Here is an 18,346-nt window from a genome sequence, read left to right on the forward strand (position 1 = left end):
GCGTATTTATCGCACCGTTCGGCATAAAAACCTGATGCCGGTTGTGTTTTTGCGTTAGCGTTGGACCTATTTTCGCGTCTTCGCAGTTTCACACGGAGCGAACATTGTCCGTGTCCGAAACGGTTAGGCGCGATAGCAGGAGACGCAGGGTGCAGCGTAGCGATCGTCAACATGACCGGCAGACAAAGGGTTCAGCCGATCTTGCCACACAGTTTCGCACCACCCGCGCGCTGAACGAGGCGCTGGTCGCACCGCTGAGCGATGCCGATGCCAGCCTTCAGTCAATGGAGGATGCCTCGCCCGCCAAGTGGCATCTGGCGCACACCACATGGTTCTGGGAAACCTTTCTGCTGCGCGAATACGCGCCGGGGTACCGGCTGTGGCGCGAAGACTGGCCGTTTCTGTTCAATTCATATTACGAGGCCGAAGGGGCGCGCATCAGCCGTGCGGCGCGCGGTTTGCTCTCGCGCCCGACGCTGGACGAGGTGCTGGAATGGCGCGCCCATATCAATGACGCCATGACGCCGTTGCTTGATGATCCCGCGCTGGGCGATCTGATTGCGCTGGGTGTGGCACATGAACAACAGCACATTGAATTGCTGCTGACCGATATCAAACATGCGCTGTTTCAGAACCCGCTCGGGCCCCGGATGTGGGATGGAACGCCAACCCCCGCTGCCCCTGCCGCGCCGCTGGGCTGGCACCACCACCCCGGCGGGATCGCGCTGGTCGGGCATGACGGGGCCGAGGGCATGGGGGGCTTTGCCTTCGACAATGAAGGCCCGCGCCACCGCGTGCTGATCGAACCTTTCGCAGTCGCTGACAGGCTGGTGACCAATGGCGAATGGGCAGAGTTCATCGCCGATGGCGGATACCGCAACGCCCGCCTGTGGCTTTCCGATGGCTGGGCATGGGTGCAGGGCGAAGCTATCAGAGCGCCGCTATATTGGCGCGATGATGCGCACTTCACCCATCAGGGCTGGCACACCCGCGATCCCCATGCGCCTGTCACCCACATTTCCCATTTCGAAGCCGATGCCTTTGCCACATGGGCGGGCGCGCGGCTGCCGACCGAGTTCGAATGGGAGGCAATCGCGCGCGGGCAGGACGCCGCAGCCAGCGCGCTGGCGCATGATCCGGCAGGCGGAAACCAGCTGGAGTCAGCTGGACCGCCTTCGCCGACCGGCGGCTCCGCCCTGTTCGGGGATTGCTGGCAATTCACCCGTTCCGCCTATCTGCCATATCCCGGCTTCCGCCCGGCAGAGGGCGCGGTGGGCGAATATAACGGCAAGTTCATGAGCGGGCAGGTGGTGCTGCGCGGGGCATCCTGCGCCACGGTGCGCGGCCACTCCCGCCCTTCCTACCGCAATTTCTTCTACCCCCATCAGCGCTGGCAATTCACTGGGCTGCGACTGGCCAAGGACGATTGAGATGACTGCAAGCACGGGCCTGAAACTGGTTGAACGCGACGCAAGCGGCGTTGACCGCGCCTTTCGTGCCGATGTGCTGGCAGGTTTGGCGCAACCGCAAAAGGCAATTCCGGCGCGCTGGTTCTACGATGATGCCGGATCGGAATTGTTTGAGGATATCACCCGGCTGCCCGAATATTACGCCACCCGAGCCGAGACCGAGATCCTGCGTGCCCGTTCCGGCGAAATTGCCGATCTGGTCGGGCCGGGACGGGCCGTGGTGGAGTTCGGTTCTGGCTCCTCGGTTAAAACGCCTTTGTTGCTGTCTGCCATCGACCCTTCGGCCTACGTCCCGCTCGATATCGCGGGTGATTTCCTGCGGGCTTCATCCGCAGCGCTGGCGGAAAAGTTTCCGGGCCTGCCGGTCTGGCCGGTCGAGGCTGATTTCATGCGCCGCGTGGAATTGCCCGCCGAAGCCGCGCAGCTTCCCAAGCTCGGCTTTTTTCCCGGATCGACCATCGGCAATATGATTGCCCGCACTGCCACTGATTTGCTGCGGTCGATGCGCGAGACATTGGGCGAAGGCGCGATGCTGCTGATCGGCATGGATCTGGTGAAGGACGAATCCGTGCTGACCGCCGCCTATGACGATGCGGCAGGGGTGACGGCAGCCTTCAACCTCAACCTGCTGACCCGTATCAACCGCGAGTTGGACGGCGACATCGACGTGGAGGCTTTCCGCCACGAAGCGCGCTGGAACGATACGTTCGCGCGGATCGAGATGCATCTGGTGGCGCGGGCCGATGTGTCTTTCACGGTCAGCGGGCAGCCCTTTGCGATGCGCGCCGGGACAAGCATCCACACCGAAAACAGCCACAAATTCACCCGCCGTTCGGCCCAGACGCTGCTGGCGGCAGGCGGGTGGGAGCCGCGCGGGCGCTGGACCGACAGTGCGGGGCAATTCATGCTGGTGCTGGCAGAAGCCTGCGCGCCGCGTTCGGCTCCCTGAAAACGCCCGACGTGTGAAACCTCCGCACTTCCCGAACGTTGCTGCGGGATGGACGGACATTCAGATACTTTGGCTGACATTCTCATTATCGGGGGCGGCATGGCAGGGCTTTGTGCCGCCACCGCTCTCGCCGAAGCAGGCCAGCGCATAATCGTGATCGACAAAGGGCGCGGGCCGGGCGGACGCATGGCAGCGCGGCGCGCGGAGTTGGCGGGAGAGACCGTCAGCTTCGATCACGGTGCGCAATATTTTACTGCCCGCGATCCGGCGTTCCGCGAGGTTGTGGCGGCGTGGGAGGCATCAGGCGCGGCCGCACGTTGGCCTGCGGCAGGTGATGGGGCTTGGGTGGGCACACCGGGAATGAACACGCCGATCCGCGCCATGGCTCAGCCACTGGATGTGCGCTGGGGCGTGCGGGCTGATGCGCTCTCCCGCACTGCCGCAGGCTGGCGCGTTGCGGCAGGCGAACAAACCTTTACTGCCGCCACCGTGCTGGTGGCTGTGCCGGCCGAACAGGCGGCGGTGCTTCTGGCCGATGCCGCACCTGATCTAGCGATGCTGGCAGGCGGGGTCGAATCCGCGCCGTGCTGGGCTGTGATGGCGGGCTTTCCCGCGCCGCTGCCTTACACGCATGACACGTTCCGTGGCGACACCGCCCCGGTCAGCTGGGCCGCGCGCAATTCGGCCAAGCCGGGGCGTTCAGGCGCGGAGGCATGGGTCATCCACGCCAGCCCCGCACGTAGCCGCGAATTGATCGACCTGCCGAAGGACGAAGCCGCCAAGGCGCTGCTGGCGGATTTCTTCGCTGCCACCGGCGTCGCGCCAGCTGTGCCGCAGCATTTGGATGCCCACCGCTGGCTCTATGCCCTGCCCGAAGCTCGCAAGGGCGAGGGCGCGCGGTTCGATCCGGCGCTGGGGATCGGCATTGCCGGGGATTATCTGCATTCGCCGCGGGTCGAGGGCGCATGGCTGTCAGGCCGGGCGCTCGCTCAGGCGGTGCTTCAGGAGCGCGTTGCCAGCACGTCGTAATGGTGTCCGCGCCCGTATTTGGCGAAACGGGTGAAGCCGCCTGCACGTAGCCCGCGCTCGATCTCTGCGGCGCTCGCCCAGCGATCATCAACTTCATAGAAAATGGCGGCGATGCGCGCGAAGGCTTCGGTTTTTGTGAGTTCTTCGATCACCACCGCCTCCAGCCCTTCAACGTCGATCTTCACGAACAAGGGAAGTTCGTCTGCCAGCAGGGGATCGACCAGAGGGGCATCGATGGTGCGGATGATCACGCCGCCGCCGCTTTTGCCCTCGCGCCCTGCAAGGGTCGCCGTGCCGGTATGGCCGGCCGCAACGCTGATTTCCACTTCGCCCGAAGTGGCGGCAATCGCCAGTTGGTGCAGCACGGTGCGATCCGCCCCGCCGTTCAATGCGACATTGGCGGCCAGCCGTTCATGGGTCGCGGGCACAGGTTCGAAGGCGATGATCCGGCGGCATTGCGGGTTTTGCGCGGCGATCAGCGAATAAAGCCCCTGATTGGCGCCGATATCGACAAATGCGAAGTCATCCGCCTGACGCAGCAACAGGTCGGCCAGATCGCGCCCATAGGTACCGAAGATGCAGTAACGAAAGGTGGTGTCCTGCCAGTTGGGCACCATCAGCACGCCATATGCGGAACGCACCACGCCGCCCCCGCGCGCCGCCATCACTGGCGACAAGGCGGCTGCCTTCAGCTTGCGCGCTGTCTTGATCACGCCGTAACGCCAGAAATCCATCAACCTAGCCACGTGCGGATTGTCCTTCGCAAAATGCGGCAATCGCATCGGCGGCCCGCTCGGTCGAGGGGCGGTCGGATAGCGAGAAGGTCGCCTCGATCAGCGTTTGCTGGACGGGCGCATAGTCGGGATAGGATGCCACCGCCGCATCGATCGCATCGAGCAACCCGTCGGCATTTTCCAGCACCGGCCCTGCATTCCAGTGCAGGTAATTGGGATCGTCCTGCCAATCGACCGCATGGCTGTTGAGGAACAGGCAGGGACGCGGGCGATAGAGGAATTCATACACCTGGCTGCTGACATCGCCGATGTAGATATCGGCGCGGTTGGTGTAGCTCATATCGCTGCTGGCGCTGCTGCCGGTGTCGATGTGGATGCGGCGTTCGGCGCGGTATTTTAAACGTGGCGGAACCACGCGGGCGAGGCTGGGCGGATCAAGCGTCACCACCCATTTGCGTTCGAACAGCATGACGTGCGGGGCGAAGATCAGGTTGTAACGATCCTGATTGCGGAAGGCTTCCAGCACCGCTGCACCATGCTTGAACCAGCTTGACAGTTTGGGCGAGGGGTGGGGGTTATAGAGCACCGTCGGCCGGTCGGGCGCGGGGAAGGTGTCGCCAAAGCGATTGTCTGCGCACAGATCGAACTTGGGGTAACCCACCAGCGCGATCTGTTCGGGCGCAAGGCCGGCTTCGGCAATCAGCCGGTCACGGATTTTGGGGCCGGAAACCAGCACCAGATCGAAGCCTGCGCTTTCGCGGTTGAACCCGATTGCCCGGTCGCCCGCGCCGTGGCGGGTGTGGATGAGCTTGACCTTGTCGAGACCATAGACGGTCTTGAGCAACAGCGAGGTCTTTTCCGAAACCACCACCGCATCGAAACTGGTAAAGAAATCAAGGTTGTCACGGTAGATCAGCAGCTTGGTTGCTGGAATCAGCCGTTCCAGCACGCCCGCCAAAAATTGCGATCCGCTGCGTTCGAGCCCGATCTTCACCAGCTCCGCCCGCGCCAATGCCGCGGGATGGGTAGTGCGTTCGATCTCGGCCCGGATCGCGTCTTTGGTGTAGGCAAGCACGATCTGGTGCTCCCCCCGCGCGGCCAGCGCCAGCGCAATCGGCAGGCTGTGGGCCAGTTGGTGCGTCTGATCGTGATTGAACAGGAAACAGATGCGGCTCATGCGCCCCTGCTCCTTTCCGATCCGCTCCAGTCGGCTTGGCTCCAGCCGTCCTGCGGCTTGGCATAACGGCCCACCAGCACGCCTGCATCGGCAAGGTTCAGGATCGGCGCATCGCTGGCGTGATCGGTGTAGGCAGTGATGTGCAGGCCATTGCGCGCCAGCCCTTGCGCCGCGAGCCACGCAGCAACCCGCCCGACCTTTTCGGCGCCGTAATTGTTTTCACCATCGATCAGGGCAATCAGATTGCCCGCGGCATCGCGTTGGTGACGGGTGGCGATGCAATCCTCAAAGCCCAGCGCCTCTGCCAGCGCGGCGGCATAGATTTCGGGCGCGGCGGTGATCAGGACAAGACGCGTGCCAGCGGCGCGGTCGGCAGCGATGTGCGCCAGCGCACCGGGCTGGATATTGCGCGCCAACTGCCGCTTCACAAAGCGGTCGATCCGCGGTTGCAGCGCGGGGCTGCGGACCACGCGGCCCACCAGCAGGCGCAGGCCGAACTGCTTGAGGGGTTTCCTGCCATACAGCTTCGCCTTGTAACCGATCATGGCGATGATCCACAGCGGCAGGCCCAGCAAGCGCAAGGGATTGCCGCTGGCCGCCATGTGGACAAGGAACGGCGTAAAAGTCGGCGCGAAGGTCACCGTCCTGTCCAGATCATAGAGGGCGAGGCGCTGCATCGCTCAGCCGCAATCTGCCAGCAGACGTTCAGCCAGCACGTGATCTTCGGGCTTGTCGACATCCACGCCCATGCGCCCGTCGCTCAGCAGCACCGGCGCGGCGGTGGCGCCCAGCTTTGCGCCTGCCGCTGCGAGAGCGCCGTGAACCGTCAACCGCCGTGCCAGCAGCCTGACCATCAGCACCGGGCCGAAATGCGCCGCCAGCCGCAGCACCGATTTGCGATCCTGTTCGACCCGCTCCCAGAACCGCAGTACATTGGCAGCGGCAGGCGCTGTGAGCGCGAACAGGTTGGCGCCGGTGTATGCGCCGTCCTTGAAAGTCAGCCAGGTGCGCCGGTTGGGGCCGACGGCCGCTTCAAGCCGCGATCGTTCGACCATGGCGACAGAGACATCGCTGTCCCCCGCTGCCGCGATGAATTCGGTAACGGTGCCCGGCGTCAGCATCACATTATCGGCGGTGGTGAGCAGCACTGGCAGGCCGATGGCGGGATCATCGATGGCCGCCAGCACCGATCCGCTGATGGTGCTGCCCGAAACCCGCGCTTCGATCCGCGCATCGCCTGCCGCCCATGCGAGTGCCGGGTCTGCCAGCACCTCGGACGCGCTTTGCCCCATGATGATGATCCGCGCGATCTGCGGCGTGGCGGAGAGCGCGTGCAGCACCCGTCCCAGCATTGCCTCGCCCGCCACGGGGATCAGCGCCTTTGCTTCCAGCCCGAAATGGCCGGCAAGCCGGTCTGTGCCCGGACGCTGTCCGGCAAGCACCAGCGCTGTCCACCCGGGGGCGGGCCAGCCGGGCGAGTTTTCATTCATGGCGGGGGCTAACCTCGGGCAAGCGGTAGAAGGCGATACGGCTCTCTCCTAGCCAAGCCCGGTCTTGTCAAGAATCCCGCATTGCTCTCACGCAGCGATGGGCGCAGGGCAATAGCGCGCAAGGTAATCGCCGTGCCCCGGCATATGCTGCACCAGATAGCGGATCGATCGTTCCATCTCGTTGACTTCCTCGGCAGTTTTCGCCGGATCAAGCGCGTCGGCCATGGCATTGTGGCCGTCCATGCTGATCCCCTGACCCATCATCACCGCCGCCCAGCTTGTTTCAGTGAAAAGTTCATCTTCCTCGCGGAAGATCTGGCCGTTGGCCTTGAAGATCTCGATCTTCTCCCTGAGCGTATCGGGCACTTCCATGGTGCGCACGTAGTTCCAGAATTCGGAATCGCTACGCTGCGTGGCATTGTAATGCAGGATCAGGAAATCGCGGATGCGGGCATATTCGCGCCCCGTCAGGCGGTTGAAGGTGTCCTCCTGCACCTGCGTCACCCCGTCCAGCGACAAGAGCGAGATCAGCTTGTCGATCCCGGTGTTGATGAGGTGGATGGAGGTCGATTCGAGCGGTTCCATGAAGCCCGCAGCAAGGCCAAGAGCGACTACGTTCTTGTTCCAGAACTTCTTGCGGCGTCCGGTCACGAAGCGCAGGAAATTCGGCTCGGCCTGCGGCTTGCCCGCGATATTGCCGAGCAGGATGTCGAGCGCCGCCTGATCTTCCATATAGCTGCTGCAATAGACGTGGCCGTTGCCGTTGCGGTGTTGCAGCGGCACCTGCCATTGCCAGCCGGCGCTGTGGGCAGTGGCGCGGGTAAAGGGCGGGGGCGGGCTGCCATCCTCGCGCAGACAGGGCAGGGCAACCGCGCGGTTGCAGGGTAGATACCGGCTCCAGTCGTCATATCCGGTCTCCAGCGCCTGTTCGATCAACAAGCCGCGAAAGCCCGAGCAATCGATAAACAGATCGCCATCGAACTGCCGCCCGTCATCCAGTGTCACGCCGGTAACAAAGCCGGTTTCTCCATCGAGCGCTACATCGGCCACCTTGCCTTCGTGTCGCACCACGCCGCGCGTTTCGGCAAAGCGGCGCAGGAATGCCGCATAGCGCCCGGCATCGAGGTGATAGGCATAATTGACCGGCGGCAGATCATCGCGCGAATAATCCTGCGTGCGCGCAAACTTGCCGAAATAGGCAGCCATGGTTTCAAGGTTGAAAACCTGGATCGGGCGCTTGTCGCCGCCCTGGTTCATGCGGTGCCAGACATGGTGGAAGCTGATCCCGCCCATGGTGTAGCCATAAGCGCCGAAGGGGTGGATGTAACTTTCGCCCAGATTGCCCCAGTTTTCGAACTGGATGCCCAGTTTGAAGGTGCCGCCGACTTCGGCCAGCATTTCGCTTTCGGAGATGCCGAGCAGTTCGTTGAAGCCCACGAAGGGCGGAATCGTTGCCTCGCCCACGCCGACGGTGCCAATGGCTTCGGATTCGATCAGGATGATTTCCACAGGCCGCCCGGCCTTGATCCGCGAAAGGGCAGCGGCGGCCATCCACCCGGCTGTTCCGCCACCGACAATGATTATGCGTTGAATTGCCATGATTTCCTCAACCCCTGCGCGGCGCGTCTGCTCGCTTATCGCGGGTTTCTGCTGTCCCGCCAAGTGTTGCCAGAATGCAATATGAACGTAAGATTACAAGTCTTGAGAACGCTCTCAAGATGAGTTACAAGCATCGCCATATCTGAGTGTCAGGCAAGAATCTGTCACCGGATCTGGGGAGGTTTGAAACATCATGCAATTCGCAAGCCATGCGCCGTCGCGGCGCAAGTTCGTCCTTGGCACCGCTTCGTGCCTTGCGCTTTCGGTGGCCCTTGCCGCGCCGGCCATGGCGCAGGATGCCGAAGTGGAAGAAGAAGCGGTCGTCGCTGAACCTGCTGAAGGCGATATCGTCGTCACCGGCTTCCGCGCCTCGCTCCAGTCGGCGCAGAGCATCAAGCGCAGGGCGGACACCGTGGTCGACGTGATCACGGCAGAAGATATCGGCGCGCTGCCTGACCGTTCGGTTGCCGAAACGCTGCAGCGTATCCCCGGCGTCAATATCGGCCGTTTCGAAAAGACTTCGGACCCCACGCGTTTTTCGGTCGAGGGCACCGGCGTCATCATTCGCGGCCTGCCCTATGTCAGCTCGCAGCTCAACGGCCGCGACATCTTCTCGGCCAATGGCGGCCGCGCGCTGAGCTTCGAAGACATATCTCCCGAACTTGTCGGCCGGGTCGAAACCTACAAGAACATCACCGCTGACCAGATCGAAGGCCACATTGCCGGTCTCGTCAATCTCGTCACCCGCAAGCCGCTCGACCGGCGCGGGTTCCGGATCGCCGGTTCGGTCGAGGCCAACTATGGCGATTTGCGTCAGGAATGGTCGCCGACCGTCAACGTCCTTGTTTCGGACACCTTCGAAACCGGGCAGGGCACCTTCGGTCTACAGCTGAGCTATTCCAAGTCAGAGTTGAAAAGCCGCACCGATGCCTCGCAGCTGGTGGATTTTTGCTATCGCCCGGCGGACCTCAGCGCAGGTTGCGCACGCATTTTCCCGCTCAACTCGGGCGGTTTCGGCGATGTGCCCAACTTCACGCCCGACAACTTCCCGCCGGCCAATTCGGTGCTGGTGCCGCAGTTTGCGAACGTGCGTTCGACCACGCTTGATCGTGACCGCGAAGCCTTTTCGGCGGTTGGCCAGTTCGAAACGCTCGATGGTGATCTGGTGATGACGCTGGAATTCCTGCGTTCGGAAACCACCTTTACGACGGAAGAATTTGCGCTGCTCGGCCGGATCGATGACGGCGTGTCAACCAATCAGCCGCGCCCGGGCACGAGCTATCAGTTCGATCCCAACGGCAATTTCGTGAGCGGAATTCTCACGCAGAACGTCGGCGATGCCTATGCCAACCCGTTTGGTCGCGGCGGCATCCCGATGGATTCGCTGCGCTTCCTGCGTGAAGCCAATTCGGTGACGCAGGACATCTCGTTCGATGCGACGATGAACTTTTCCGAACAGTTCCGCGGCAAGGTCGAAATGCAGAGCCTGAGCTCGAACCTCACCCGCGATTCGGTGTTTGGGGCCTTGAGCACCTGGGCCGATATCTCGGTCGACCTGAGTGGCAAGACCCCGGACATCCAGTTCCTTGCTCCTGTCGGCGCGCCTGCCGATTATTTCTCCAGCGGGCTCAACAACTATTACTGGTTCGGGCTGGACAGCCGCGAGCAGAACGAAGGCGAGCTGTTCACCCTTGCGGGGAGCCTCGAATACGATCTGAGCGAAGACGGGTTTTTCCGCAGGGTCGAGATTGGCGGGCGCTGGGCCGCGCGCGACCGTATCAACCGCAATACCAATTTCAGCACCTGGGGTAACCTTTCTGCGCCTTGGGCGGGCCGTGCCGGCTGCGCGCCGTGGAACGAAGGGCCGGGCTGTGCGGCGACCGGCGGCTTTGTGCCGGGCCGTTTCTTCACCGGGTTGCCGGGTCAGGAATTTGCTATCGCGGGCGGTGTCTTCGCCGACGAATTCGCCACCGCATCTGCCTATCGCACGCCCTTTGCCGACAACTTCCAGCGCGGCGAGGCATCGACGCCGATCGCAGGCGGCGGGGCGTTCTTTTACGGCGGCGATGATTTCCTTCAGGAATATCTGGATGGCGTGACCCAACAGCAGTGGGACGACATCAGCACTCTCGGCCAGTCGCCCGAACGCTTCAACCTGGGTGTCAGTGGTCGCACCCGCACACTGATCGACGGCACCGTGGTACAGTGCGACACTTTCTGCCCCGAAGAAATCTCGGATGTGACCGAAATCACTTCGGCAGCCTATGCGCGGCTCGACTTCGGAACCGATTTCGGCGGGGGCGCTTCGCTCACCGGTAACATCGGCCTGCGTTATGTCCGCACGAAGGTCGGCAACAATTCGGTCCTGGCATTCCCCGATCCGGCGCGCTTCGACCAGACCATCATCGAAAACGGCGTCAACGTCGGCGGTAACGGCGACGGCATTGTGCAGGTGGCTGAAATTCAGGCGGTTTGCCGTGGCTCAAGCCCGGGTGTGCCTCAGCAGGCATTCTGCGATCTTACCGGTGCGCGTCTGGCTGAATTTGCCGCGTTGCATACCGGCGAACTGATCCGCGATAACCGGCCCATCAATTTCGATCACTTCCTGCCGGCCTTCAACGTCCGTTATGACAACGGCGACGGGATCGTCGTTCGCGGTGCCGTGTCGAAGGGGATCAGCCGTCCCGACCTCAATCTGTTCAACGCCAGCGGCGTGCTCGGCTTCAGCGGGCGGGTGAATGACGGGCCGCTCCTGTCGGTGAGAACCGGCAATCGCAACGTCATGCCAACCGAGGCGTGGAATTACGATCTGAGCTTCGAATACTATTTCGCCAATGTCGGCCAGCTCAGCCTTGCGCTGTTCGCCAAGGACATCACGGGGATTATCAGCAACGGGACCGGCCTGGTCAATTATACCACGCCCGGCGGCACGTCGCAGGACGTGATCATCAGTGGTCCGGCAAATGATATCGATGGTTTGCTGAAGGGTGTGGAGTTCAGCTACCAGCAGACCTTCGATTTCCTTCCCGGGTTCCTCGACGGGCTCGGTACGGCGGTCACCTATACCTATATCGATGCCGGTGACTTCCCGAACCCGAATATCTCGGGCATCGGCTCGCCTTCGGTCAATTCGAGCGGTCAGCCGCTCAACAACGGCCCGTTCGGCGGTGAACTGCCGCTGGGTGGCACTTCGAAGCACACGGTCAACGCAACGCTGTTCTATGAAAAGGGACCGCTGTCGATCCGTACCGCCTATAACTGGCGCAGCGCGTTTCTGGTCACGCCGCGGGACGATCTCTTCCCGTTCTCGGCGATCTACCAGGACGCCGGTGGCCAGCTGGACGGGACCATCTTCTACAGCGTCACACCCAATATCAAGCTGGGCGTGCAGGGGGTGAACCTGCTCGACGAAACCACGCAGTTGTCGACGGTCGTCGATTTCGACGGGACGCGTCCGACCTCGGCGGTGTTCCGCAATGACCGTCGCTTCACTTTCATTGCGCGCTTCAACTTTTAAGACGGCAGGGCTATGAAAATTGCAGGGCCGCTGGAAGCATCAACGCTGACAGCGGCCCTGCTGCATTGCGGGGCTGCGAAGCAGAACAGCGCAAAAGGGCTTGCAGGCAGGCCCTTTCCCGCGCAATTCGCCTGCGACTGGATCAGGGTTTACCGCTGTGCCGGCGATCCGGAAACGGGGCGCGCGGGCATCCGGTGATCGGGACGGGGTTGAGCGAATAATGGCGCGGGTGCGCAAGACAGTCACAATCAGGGACGTTGCCGAAGACGCAGGCGTTTCGTTGCAAACCGTAAGCCGGGTTGTGAACGGCGGGCCGAACGTGCGCCCGCAACTGCGCGACAAGGTGCGCGCTGCGATCGAACGCCTCGGCTATGTGCCCAGCCTTGCCGCCCAGCGGATGAGCGGTTCGCGATCCTACATCATCCTTGCCATCAATGATCGCGAACGCACGCTGGCCGACTGGCGCGAGCGGCGCGGGACGGACTGGGTCGACCAGATGCTGCTGGGCGGCATCCTCACCTGCTCGCAGCACGGTTACCGGATGATGGTGGAACTGGTCGATACGCATTCGGACCATGTCGAACGCGAACTGGGCGCGGCGATTTCCGCCTTGCAGCCCGATGGCGTGATCCTGACCCCGCCGCACTCGGAAAACAGCCTGATCACCGATCTGCTGGCAAAGCGCGGCATACCTTTTGCGCGGATCGGATCGAAGGCACCCGGGCCGGGCATCGCCATGACCATGGGCGATGAAGGCGCGGCCCACCTCGCCACCAGCCGCCTGATCGACCTTGGCCATCGCCGGATCGGGATGATTGCCGGGCCTGCGCAATACAGCCTTAGCGGTTGGCGGATCGACGGGTGGAAACGCGCGCTGGCGGATCACGGACTGCCGCATGAAAGCCTGCTGGAACGCGGCGATTTCGGTTATGAATCCGGCACCCATGCGGCGCGCGCGCTGCTGGATCGCAACCCCGATCTGACCGCAATTATCGCCAGCAGCGACCAGATGACGCTGGCCGCGCTTGAAGTTGCGCGCGATCGCGGCTTGCATGTGCCGCGTGATTTGTCGCTGATATCCTTCGATAATACGCCCATCGTGCGGTTCTCCCAGCCGCCACTTACCGCCGTTGACCAGCCGATTGCCGAAACCGTGTCGCGCGCGGTGGAACAGCTGATCGCGCGCGGCGAAGATGGTGATAGCGATCCGGTCATCGAGGTGGCGGCGGGATTGGTTGAACGTTCATCCACTGCGCCTGCGCCGGTCGCCGCTTGAACGCGCCCGATCCGGCCGGGGCCGACCGGCAGCCGCGCTGGTTCCTCGTCCTGTTTGCGCTGGCCGCCGCCGGAGGTGCGGTCGCCTATGTCCCGCTGCTGACCGTGCTGGTGCCGCAGCGCATTGTCGAATTGCAGGGCAGCGAGGATGTGGCCGCGCTGGCGCAGTTGACCTTCCTTGGCGCAGTGATGGCGAGCATTGCCAACATCGCGGTGGGCGCAATGAGCGACCGCAGCGGCTTCCGGCGGCCCTGGATTATCATAGGGCTGATCGCATCCAACCTGCTGTTGCTGGCCGTGGGCGAGGCGCAATCGGTGGAGCAGATGGTGCTGCTGATCATGGCGTGGCAGGTTGCGCTTAACCTGATGCTGTCTCCGCTGATGGCATGGGCCGGGGATTGTTTTCCCCATAGCCAGAAGGGCGTGCTTGGCGGAGCACTGGCGCTGGCCCCTGCGCTGGGCGCGCTGTCGGGATCGCTGGTGACCTTTAGCGGGCTGGTGCCGCCCGATATGCGCCTGCTGCTGGTGGCGGCGCTGGTCAGCGCGCTGGTGCTGCCTGCGGTGCTGCTGGGCAAGGGACGGGTGCGGCCCGAACTGATGCAGCCTTCCGTGCCGACCGGCGATCCGCTGCGTCTGCGAGACCGGGTGGTGGTGCGAATGTGGGGCGCGCGGCTCTTGGTGCAGGTGGCCGAAGGCGGCATGTTCGCGTTTCTGCTCTATTGGCTACGCTCGCTCGCGCCTGCCTATCCGGAAAACAGCGCGGCCAATATCTTCAGTGCGGTGCTGGTGTGCGCGGTGCCGATGTCGCTGGTGCTGGGGCGCTGGTCTGACCGGCACGGACGCCCGGTGCAGCCGCTGATCGTCACAGCCATGCTGTGTGCGGGCGGCCTGCTGGTGATGGCCGCTGCGCAGACGCTGGAATGGGCGATTGCAGGTTATGTCCTGTTCGGGCTGGCGGCGGCCGTCTTCCTTTCGCTGCATGCCAGCCAGACCTTGCGGGTGCTGCCCGCCGCCCAGCACCGCGCCCGCGATCTGGGTGTGTTCAACCTTACCAACACCGTGCCGGGCATGGTTATGCCATGGCTGACCGTGCTGCTGGTGCCCGCCTTCGGCTATTCGGCGCTGTTCGTGCTGTTTGCCGTGCTTGCGGTGCTGAGCGCAGTGCTGCTCGCCAGCTTCGCCCGGCCGCGGTGACTTTCGCTTGAGACTTGCCAAAGCAGGCGCGCAGCGGCATAGTTTGATAACGTTCTCAAGAGAACATTCACAATAAGCTTACGGTCTTGGGAGGGACTGGCCTGATGATGGAACAACGTTTCAGGCGGCTTGCCTGCGGGGCAGGTCTTGCGGCGCTGCTGGCGGGATGCGCCGGAACTCCGCCGGTTGAAATCGCGCGCGCGCCTGTCGCGGCTGCGCCCGATGCCAATACGCCCGAAGCCTTGCTTGCCCGCATGAGTGTGGAGCGCAAGGTGGCGCAGCTGGTGATGCCCGATATCGGGTCGATCACGCCTGAAGACGTGCGCAAATATCGCTTCGGCACGATCCTCAACGGCGGCAATTCCGGCCCTTACGGCGATGACAAGGCCCCCGCGGCGGACTGGCTGAAGCTGGCCGACGAATACTGGGAAGCCTCCACCGCGCCGCTGCCCGGAGATGAACCGGTGATCCCGGCAGTCTGGGCAACCGACGCCGTCCACGGCCACGCCAACATCATCGGTGCGACGGTGTTTCCGCACAATATCGGGCTCGGCGCGACCGGCGATGCCGATCTGATCCGCCGCATCGGCGCGGCCACGGCGGTAGAGATCGAAGTGACCGGCATCGACTGGACGTTCGCGCCCACCATCGCGGTGGCGCGGGACGATCGCTGGGGCCGGACATACGAAAGCTATTCCGAAGACCCGGCGCTGGTTTCGCGGCTGGGCGCGGCGATGGTCGAAGGCTTGCAGGGCCGCCCCGGTGAACCCGGCTTTCTGGGCGAAGGCAAGGTCGCCGCCACGGCCAAGCATTTCTTCGGCGATGGCGGCACCGTGCAGGGCGTCGATCAGGGCGACGTTAACGGCGATCTGGCCGCGCTGATGGCGATCCACGCGGCGCCCTATCCCGCTGCAATCGGCGCGGGCGTGGCCAGCGTGATGGCCAGCTTCAATTCGATTAACGGCACCAAGATGCACGGCAATGGCCCGCTGCTGACGGGCGAATTGCGCGGCAATCTGGGCTTTGAAGGTCTGGTGGTGGGTGACTGGAACGGCCACGGACAGGTTGACGGCTGTACCAATTCCGATTGCCCGCAGGCGCTGCTGGCTGGCCTTGATGTCTACATGGTGCCCGAAGACTGGAAGGCGCTGCACGCCTCACTCACCAAGCAGGTGAAGGACGGCACGATCCCGATGGCGCGGCTGGATGAAGCGGTGCTGCGGGTGCTGCGGCTGAAACAGCAGCTCGGCATCTTCGATGGCGAGGTAAAGCCTTCGCAGCGCGCGCTGGGCGGCAAGTGGGACAGGCTTGGCTCGCCCGAACACCGCGCCATTGCGCGTGAAGCGGTGGCCAAATCGCAGGTCTTGCTCAAGAACACAGGCGTGTTGCCGCTGAAGGCAGGTGCACGGATCGAAGTGGCTGGCAGAGCTGCCGACAACATCCCGCAGCAGGCGGGCGGCTGGTCGGTCACCTGGCAGGGCGGCGGCGATCTGACCGCAGCCGATTTCCCCGGCGCGACATCAATCTATGCAGGCATTGCCGCCGCCGCCAGAGCAGGCGGAGGCGAGGCTGTGCTGGCCGTGGACGGTGCCTCGCAAGCAAAGCCCGATGTCGCGATCGTCGTCTTTGGCGAAGAGCCCTATGCCGAATTCGTCGGCGACCGGAAGGATCTGGCTTTCCGCGACGAGGAGGGGCTGAACCTGCTCAAGGCCTACCGGACCCGCGGTGTGCCGACGGTGGCGGTGTTTCTTTCGGGCCGCGCAATGTGGATGAACCGCGAACTCAACGCCGCCGATGCCTTCGTGGCCGCGTGGCTGCCGGGCAGCGAAGGTGCAGGGGTGGCCGATGTCCTGTTCGGCCAGCGCCCTGCCACCGGGCGGCTTTCATTCAGCTGGCCAGCGGCGTGTGACGGAGCGCCGGTCAACGGCCCGCAAGGCGCGCTGTTTCCGTTTGGCTACGGGCTGGATCTGACCGCTGCGGCGCGGCTGGCTCCGCTGGATGAGGAATGCGCCGCGCTCACCGTGGATACAGGCGCGGCGTGGTTCGCCAATGGCAAGCTGGGGATGCAGGTGCAGGCGGTGGCGGACAATGCGCTGCTGCCCGATCTGCGCGGCGGCGGCAACGGCATCACCGCCACTGGCATTGATCGCAAGGCGCAGGAAGACGCGCGGCGCATTGCCTTTGCTCCGGGCGCCAAGCTGACGCTGACCGGGCCGGATAGCGGCGCGGCGTGGCGGATCGCCTATCAGGTCAATGCGCGCCCGACCGCCCCCGTTACCGTCACCGCAGGTGGCACTCCCTTCGACATCACTCAGCCGATGGCCGTGGCCGAAGGCAAGGGCTGGCGCGAAATGGTGCTGTCCAGCGCATGTCTCGGCACGGCGGGCGGCAGTCTGACCTTTGCTTCGAAGGGTGCCTTCGCTCTCCAGATCAGCGAAATCACCCGTGACGAGGCCGCGGTTGGCGCGGAGTGCTCTTTCTAGGCGGCCTTGCCGGTCAGCCCTGATCGGCAACACCGGCTTGAGCCCGCGCGGCGTCTGAGCGTCGCTTTTGCGTTCCCCTGAACGCAAAACGCACTACGGCACGACAATATCAAAGCCCTGCGGCACCGGATCGAGCGCGTCGATTAGGGATTGCAGGGCAGCGGCATCGCCCTCGACTGCCAGACCCGCGGTCTGCATCGCGCTGACCGGCTGTTTCAGGAACAGCATCGCCAGCAGCATGGCACGCGGGCCGCGCAGGGTAACATCGGGCGCGGCGGGCATCGGGTTGGGCAGGGCGCCGACGCGGCCGATCAGCACGCGGCCATTGGCTTCCAGCATCGCCTGTTCGCGGCGGTCAGTCAGGTCGACGGCCACGGTCAGCCCGCGCCTGCCGAACCGTTCCGGCGCAAAGCGGGTCGCCGCTGAATCTAGCAGTTCCTGAGTGGAAATCGCCGCGATAAGATCGGTGCTTTGCGCGGCGGACATCGGGGCGCGGCCATTGCGCAGATCTCCGGCCGCAGCGAGGAACTGGTTGCGCCAGATTGCGCTTTCCGCCTGAAAGCCCTGCTGTTCATAGCTTTCAGCCAGCAGTCCTTTGGCTTCGGCATTTTCGGGCACGGCGAAGACGAGGTTTTGCAGCAGGTCTGACGCCCAGCGATAATCGCCCGCGCCCATCGCATTGCGGGCCAGCGCCAGCGTGCGGTCTGCACCGCCCAGCGCTTCGATCAGCCGCGTGGCGCGCTCCACCGGCGGGTGAGCGTGAAGGTTGGCGGGCACGGCATCATACCAGCCGAGATAGAACTGGTGGATCGCTTTGGAATTGTGACTGACAGTGCCGTAATATCCGTGGATCGACCATTCATCGGCGAGGCCCGGCGGGGGAGAAGCTTCCAGCGCTTCGGCGATTTCGGCCATCGTCTCGCCGCGGTTCATCCGGCGCACGGTCTGGTCGTGCAGCCAGCGGTAATTGTCGCGCTGCGCGGTGAGCCATGCGGCCCCCTCGGCCTTGCCGAAAATCGGCCAGCAATGGCTGGAAATCACCACATCGCTTTGCGGCGCATAGCGGGTCACGGCCTCATCGAGATAATGCGCCCATGCCCGCGTATCGCGCACCTTGGCTCCGCGCGGTGTCAGGATGTTGTGCAGCGTGCAGGTGGCGATTTCGGCGGCGAGGAAGGCCTTATCGGGCGTGATAAACACGTTGAGTTCCGCCGGGGCTTCGCTGCCGGACACGATCTGGAATTCAAGCGTCACGCCGTCTACTTCGCGCGTCTCGCCCGTTGCGGAGATGGTGGCCGTCGGCGCGATCAGCGACAGGGTGCCGCCCGATACCGCCGTGCCGATCCCGCTGCCCATCTGCCCGGTCGGTCCGGGTTCCATGCCGGTGGCGAACTGATAGGCGGCGCGGCGCATCATCGCGCCGCCTGCCA

The 18,346-nt window shown here is 63.9% G+C and carries 14 protein-coding genes; 8 read left to right on the plus strand and 6 right to left on the minus strand.

All coding sequences use genetic code 11. The features are described 5' to 3' along the window. Positions 1-149 precede the first annotated feature (149 nt). The 3 genes from egtB (at position 150) to IP79_RS12600 (ending at position 3,447) form a co-directional block, all read left to right on the plus strand. Positions 150-1,430 (plus strand): ergothioneine biosynthesis protein EgtB, encoded by a 1,281-nt coding sequence (egtB, locus tag IP79_RS12590; protein WP_054119655.1) that lies wholly within the window; start codon positions 150-152, stop codon positions 1,428-1,430. A 1-nt stretch (position 1,431) separates the two neighbouring features. Then, positions 1,432-2,418, plus strand: a complete 987-nt coding sequence (gene egtD / locus IP79_RS12595) for an L-histidine N(alpha)-methyltransferase (RefSeq protein WP_054119656.1) — start codon at positions 1,432-1,434, stop codon at positions 2,416-2,418. Between the two features lie 69 nt (positions 2,419-2,487). Then, positions 2,488-3,447 carry an NAD(P)/FAD-dependent oxidoreductase gene (locus tag IP79_RS12600; RefSeq protein ID WP_324608193.1) on the plus strand — a complete coding sequence of 320 codons (960 nt, stop codon included), beginning with the start codon at positions 2,488-2,490 and terminating at the stop codon, positions 3,445-3,447. Here the strand turns inward: IP79_RS12600 and IP79_RS12605 are convergent. The 5 genes from IP79_RS12605 to IP79_RS12625 form a co-directional block, all read right to left on the minus strand. Continuing rightward, positions 3,420-4,193, minus strand: coding sequence for an FkbM family methyltransferase (locus IP79_RS12605; RefSeq protein WP_197273817.1), 774 nt, complete (start codon positions 4,191-4,193; stop codon positions 3,420-3,422). The genes IP79_RS12600 and IP79_RS12605 overlap by 28 nt on opposite strands. Beyond that, positions 4,186-5,358 carry a CDP-glycerol glycerophosphotransferase family protein gene (locus IP79_RS12610; RefSeq protein ID WP_054119659.1) on the minus strand — a complete coding sequence of 391 codons (1,173 nt, stop codon included), beginning with the start codon at positions 5,356-5,358 and terminating at the stop codon, positions 4,186-4,188. Before IP79_RS12610 ends, IP79_RS12605 begins: the two co-directional genes overlap by 8 nt. Then, a complete protein-coding gene (locus tag IP79_RS12615) occupies positions 5,355-6,035 on the minus strand; it encodes an HAD family hydrolase (RefSeq protein WP_054119660.1) in 681 nt (226 codons plus the stop codon). Before IP79_RS12615 ends, IP79_RS12610 begins: the two co-directional genes overlap by 4 nt. A gap of 3 nt (positions 6,036-6,038) precedes the next feature. Next, positions 6,039-6,848, minus strand: a complete 810-nt coding sequence (locus IP79_RS12620; protein ID WP_054119661.1) for an NTP transferase domain-containing protein — start codon at positions 6,846-6,848, stop codon at positions 6,039-6,041. Positions 6,849-6,935: 87 nt separating this feature from the next. After that, a complete protein-coding gene (locus IP79_RS12625) occupies positions 6,936-8,447 on the minus strand; it encodes a tryptophan halogenase family protein (protein ID WP_054119675.1) in 1,512 nt (503 codons plus the stop codon). A gap of 193 nt (positions 8,448-8,640) precedes the next feature. Here IP79_RS12625 and IP79_RS12630 point away from each other — a divergent pair, with 193 nt between their 5' ends. The 5 genes from IP79_RS12630 to IP79_RS12650 all read left to right on the plus strand — a co-directional run bounded on the left by IP79_RS12630 (position 8,641) and on the right by IP79_RS12650 (position 16,916). Further along, complete coding sequence (locus IP79_RS12630; RefSeq protein WP_054119662.1) at positions 8,641-11,964, plus strand: TonB-dependent receptor; 3,324 nt, start codon at positions 8,641-8,643, stop codon at positions 11,962-11,964. Between the two features lie 12 nt (positions 11,965-11,976). Then, on the plus strand, positions 11,977-12,162 hold the full coding sequence (locus tag IP79_RS12635) for a hypothetical protein (protein ID WP_054119663.1): 186 nt from the start codon (positions 11,977-11,979) through the stop codon (positions 12,160-12,162). Positions 12,163-12,184: 22 nt separating this feature from the next. Further along, entirely contained in the window at positions 12,185-13,240 is a 1,056-nt protein-coding gene (locus IP79_RS12640; RefSeq protein ID WP_054119664.1) for a LacI family DNA-binding transcriptional regulator, read from the plus strand. After that, a complete protein-coding gene (locus tag IP79_RS12645; RefSeq protein ID WP_054119665.1) occupies positions 13,237-14,433 on the plus strand; it encodes an MFS transporter in 1,197 nt (398 codons plus the stop codon). Before IP79_RS12640 ends, IP79_RS12645 begins: the two co-directional genes overlap by 4 nt. 107 nt (positions 14,434-14,540) lie before the next feature. Further along, complete coding sequence (locus tag IP79_RS12650; RefSeq protein ID WP_420705631.1) at positions 14,541-16,916, plus strand: glycoside hydrolase family 3 N-terminal domain-containing protein; 2,376 nt, start codon at positions 14,541-14,543, stop codon at positions 16,914-16,916. Positions 16,917-17,009: 93 nt separating this feature from the next. On the opposite strand, the gene IP79_RS12655 is transcribed toward IP79_RS12650, so the two are convergent. Further along, a partial coding sequence (locus tag IP79_RS12655) for an alkyl/aryl-sulfatase (RefSeq protein WP_156318332.1) occupies positions 17,010-18,346 on the minus strand: 1,337 nt, incomplete at its 5' end.

The sequence above is a fragment of the Porphyrobacter sp. AAP60 genome (assembly GCF_001296025.1).
Taxonomy (GTDB): Bacteria; Pseudomonadota; Alphaproteobacteria; order Sphingomonadales; family Sphingomonadaceae; genus Erythrobacter.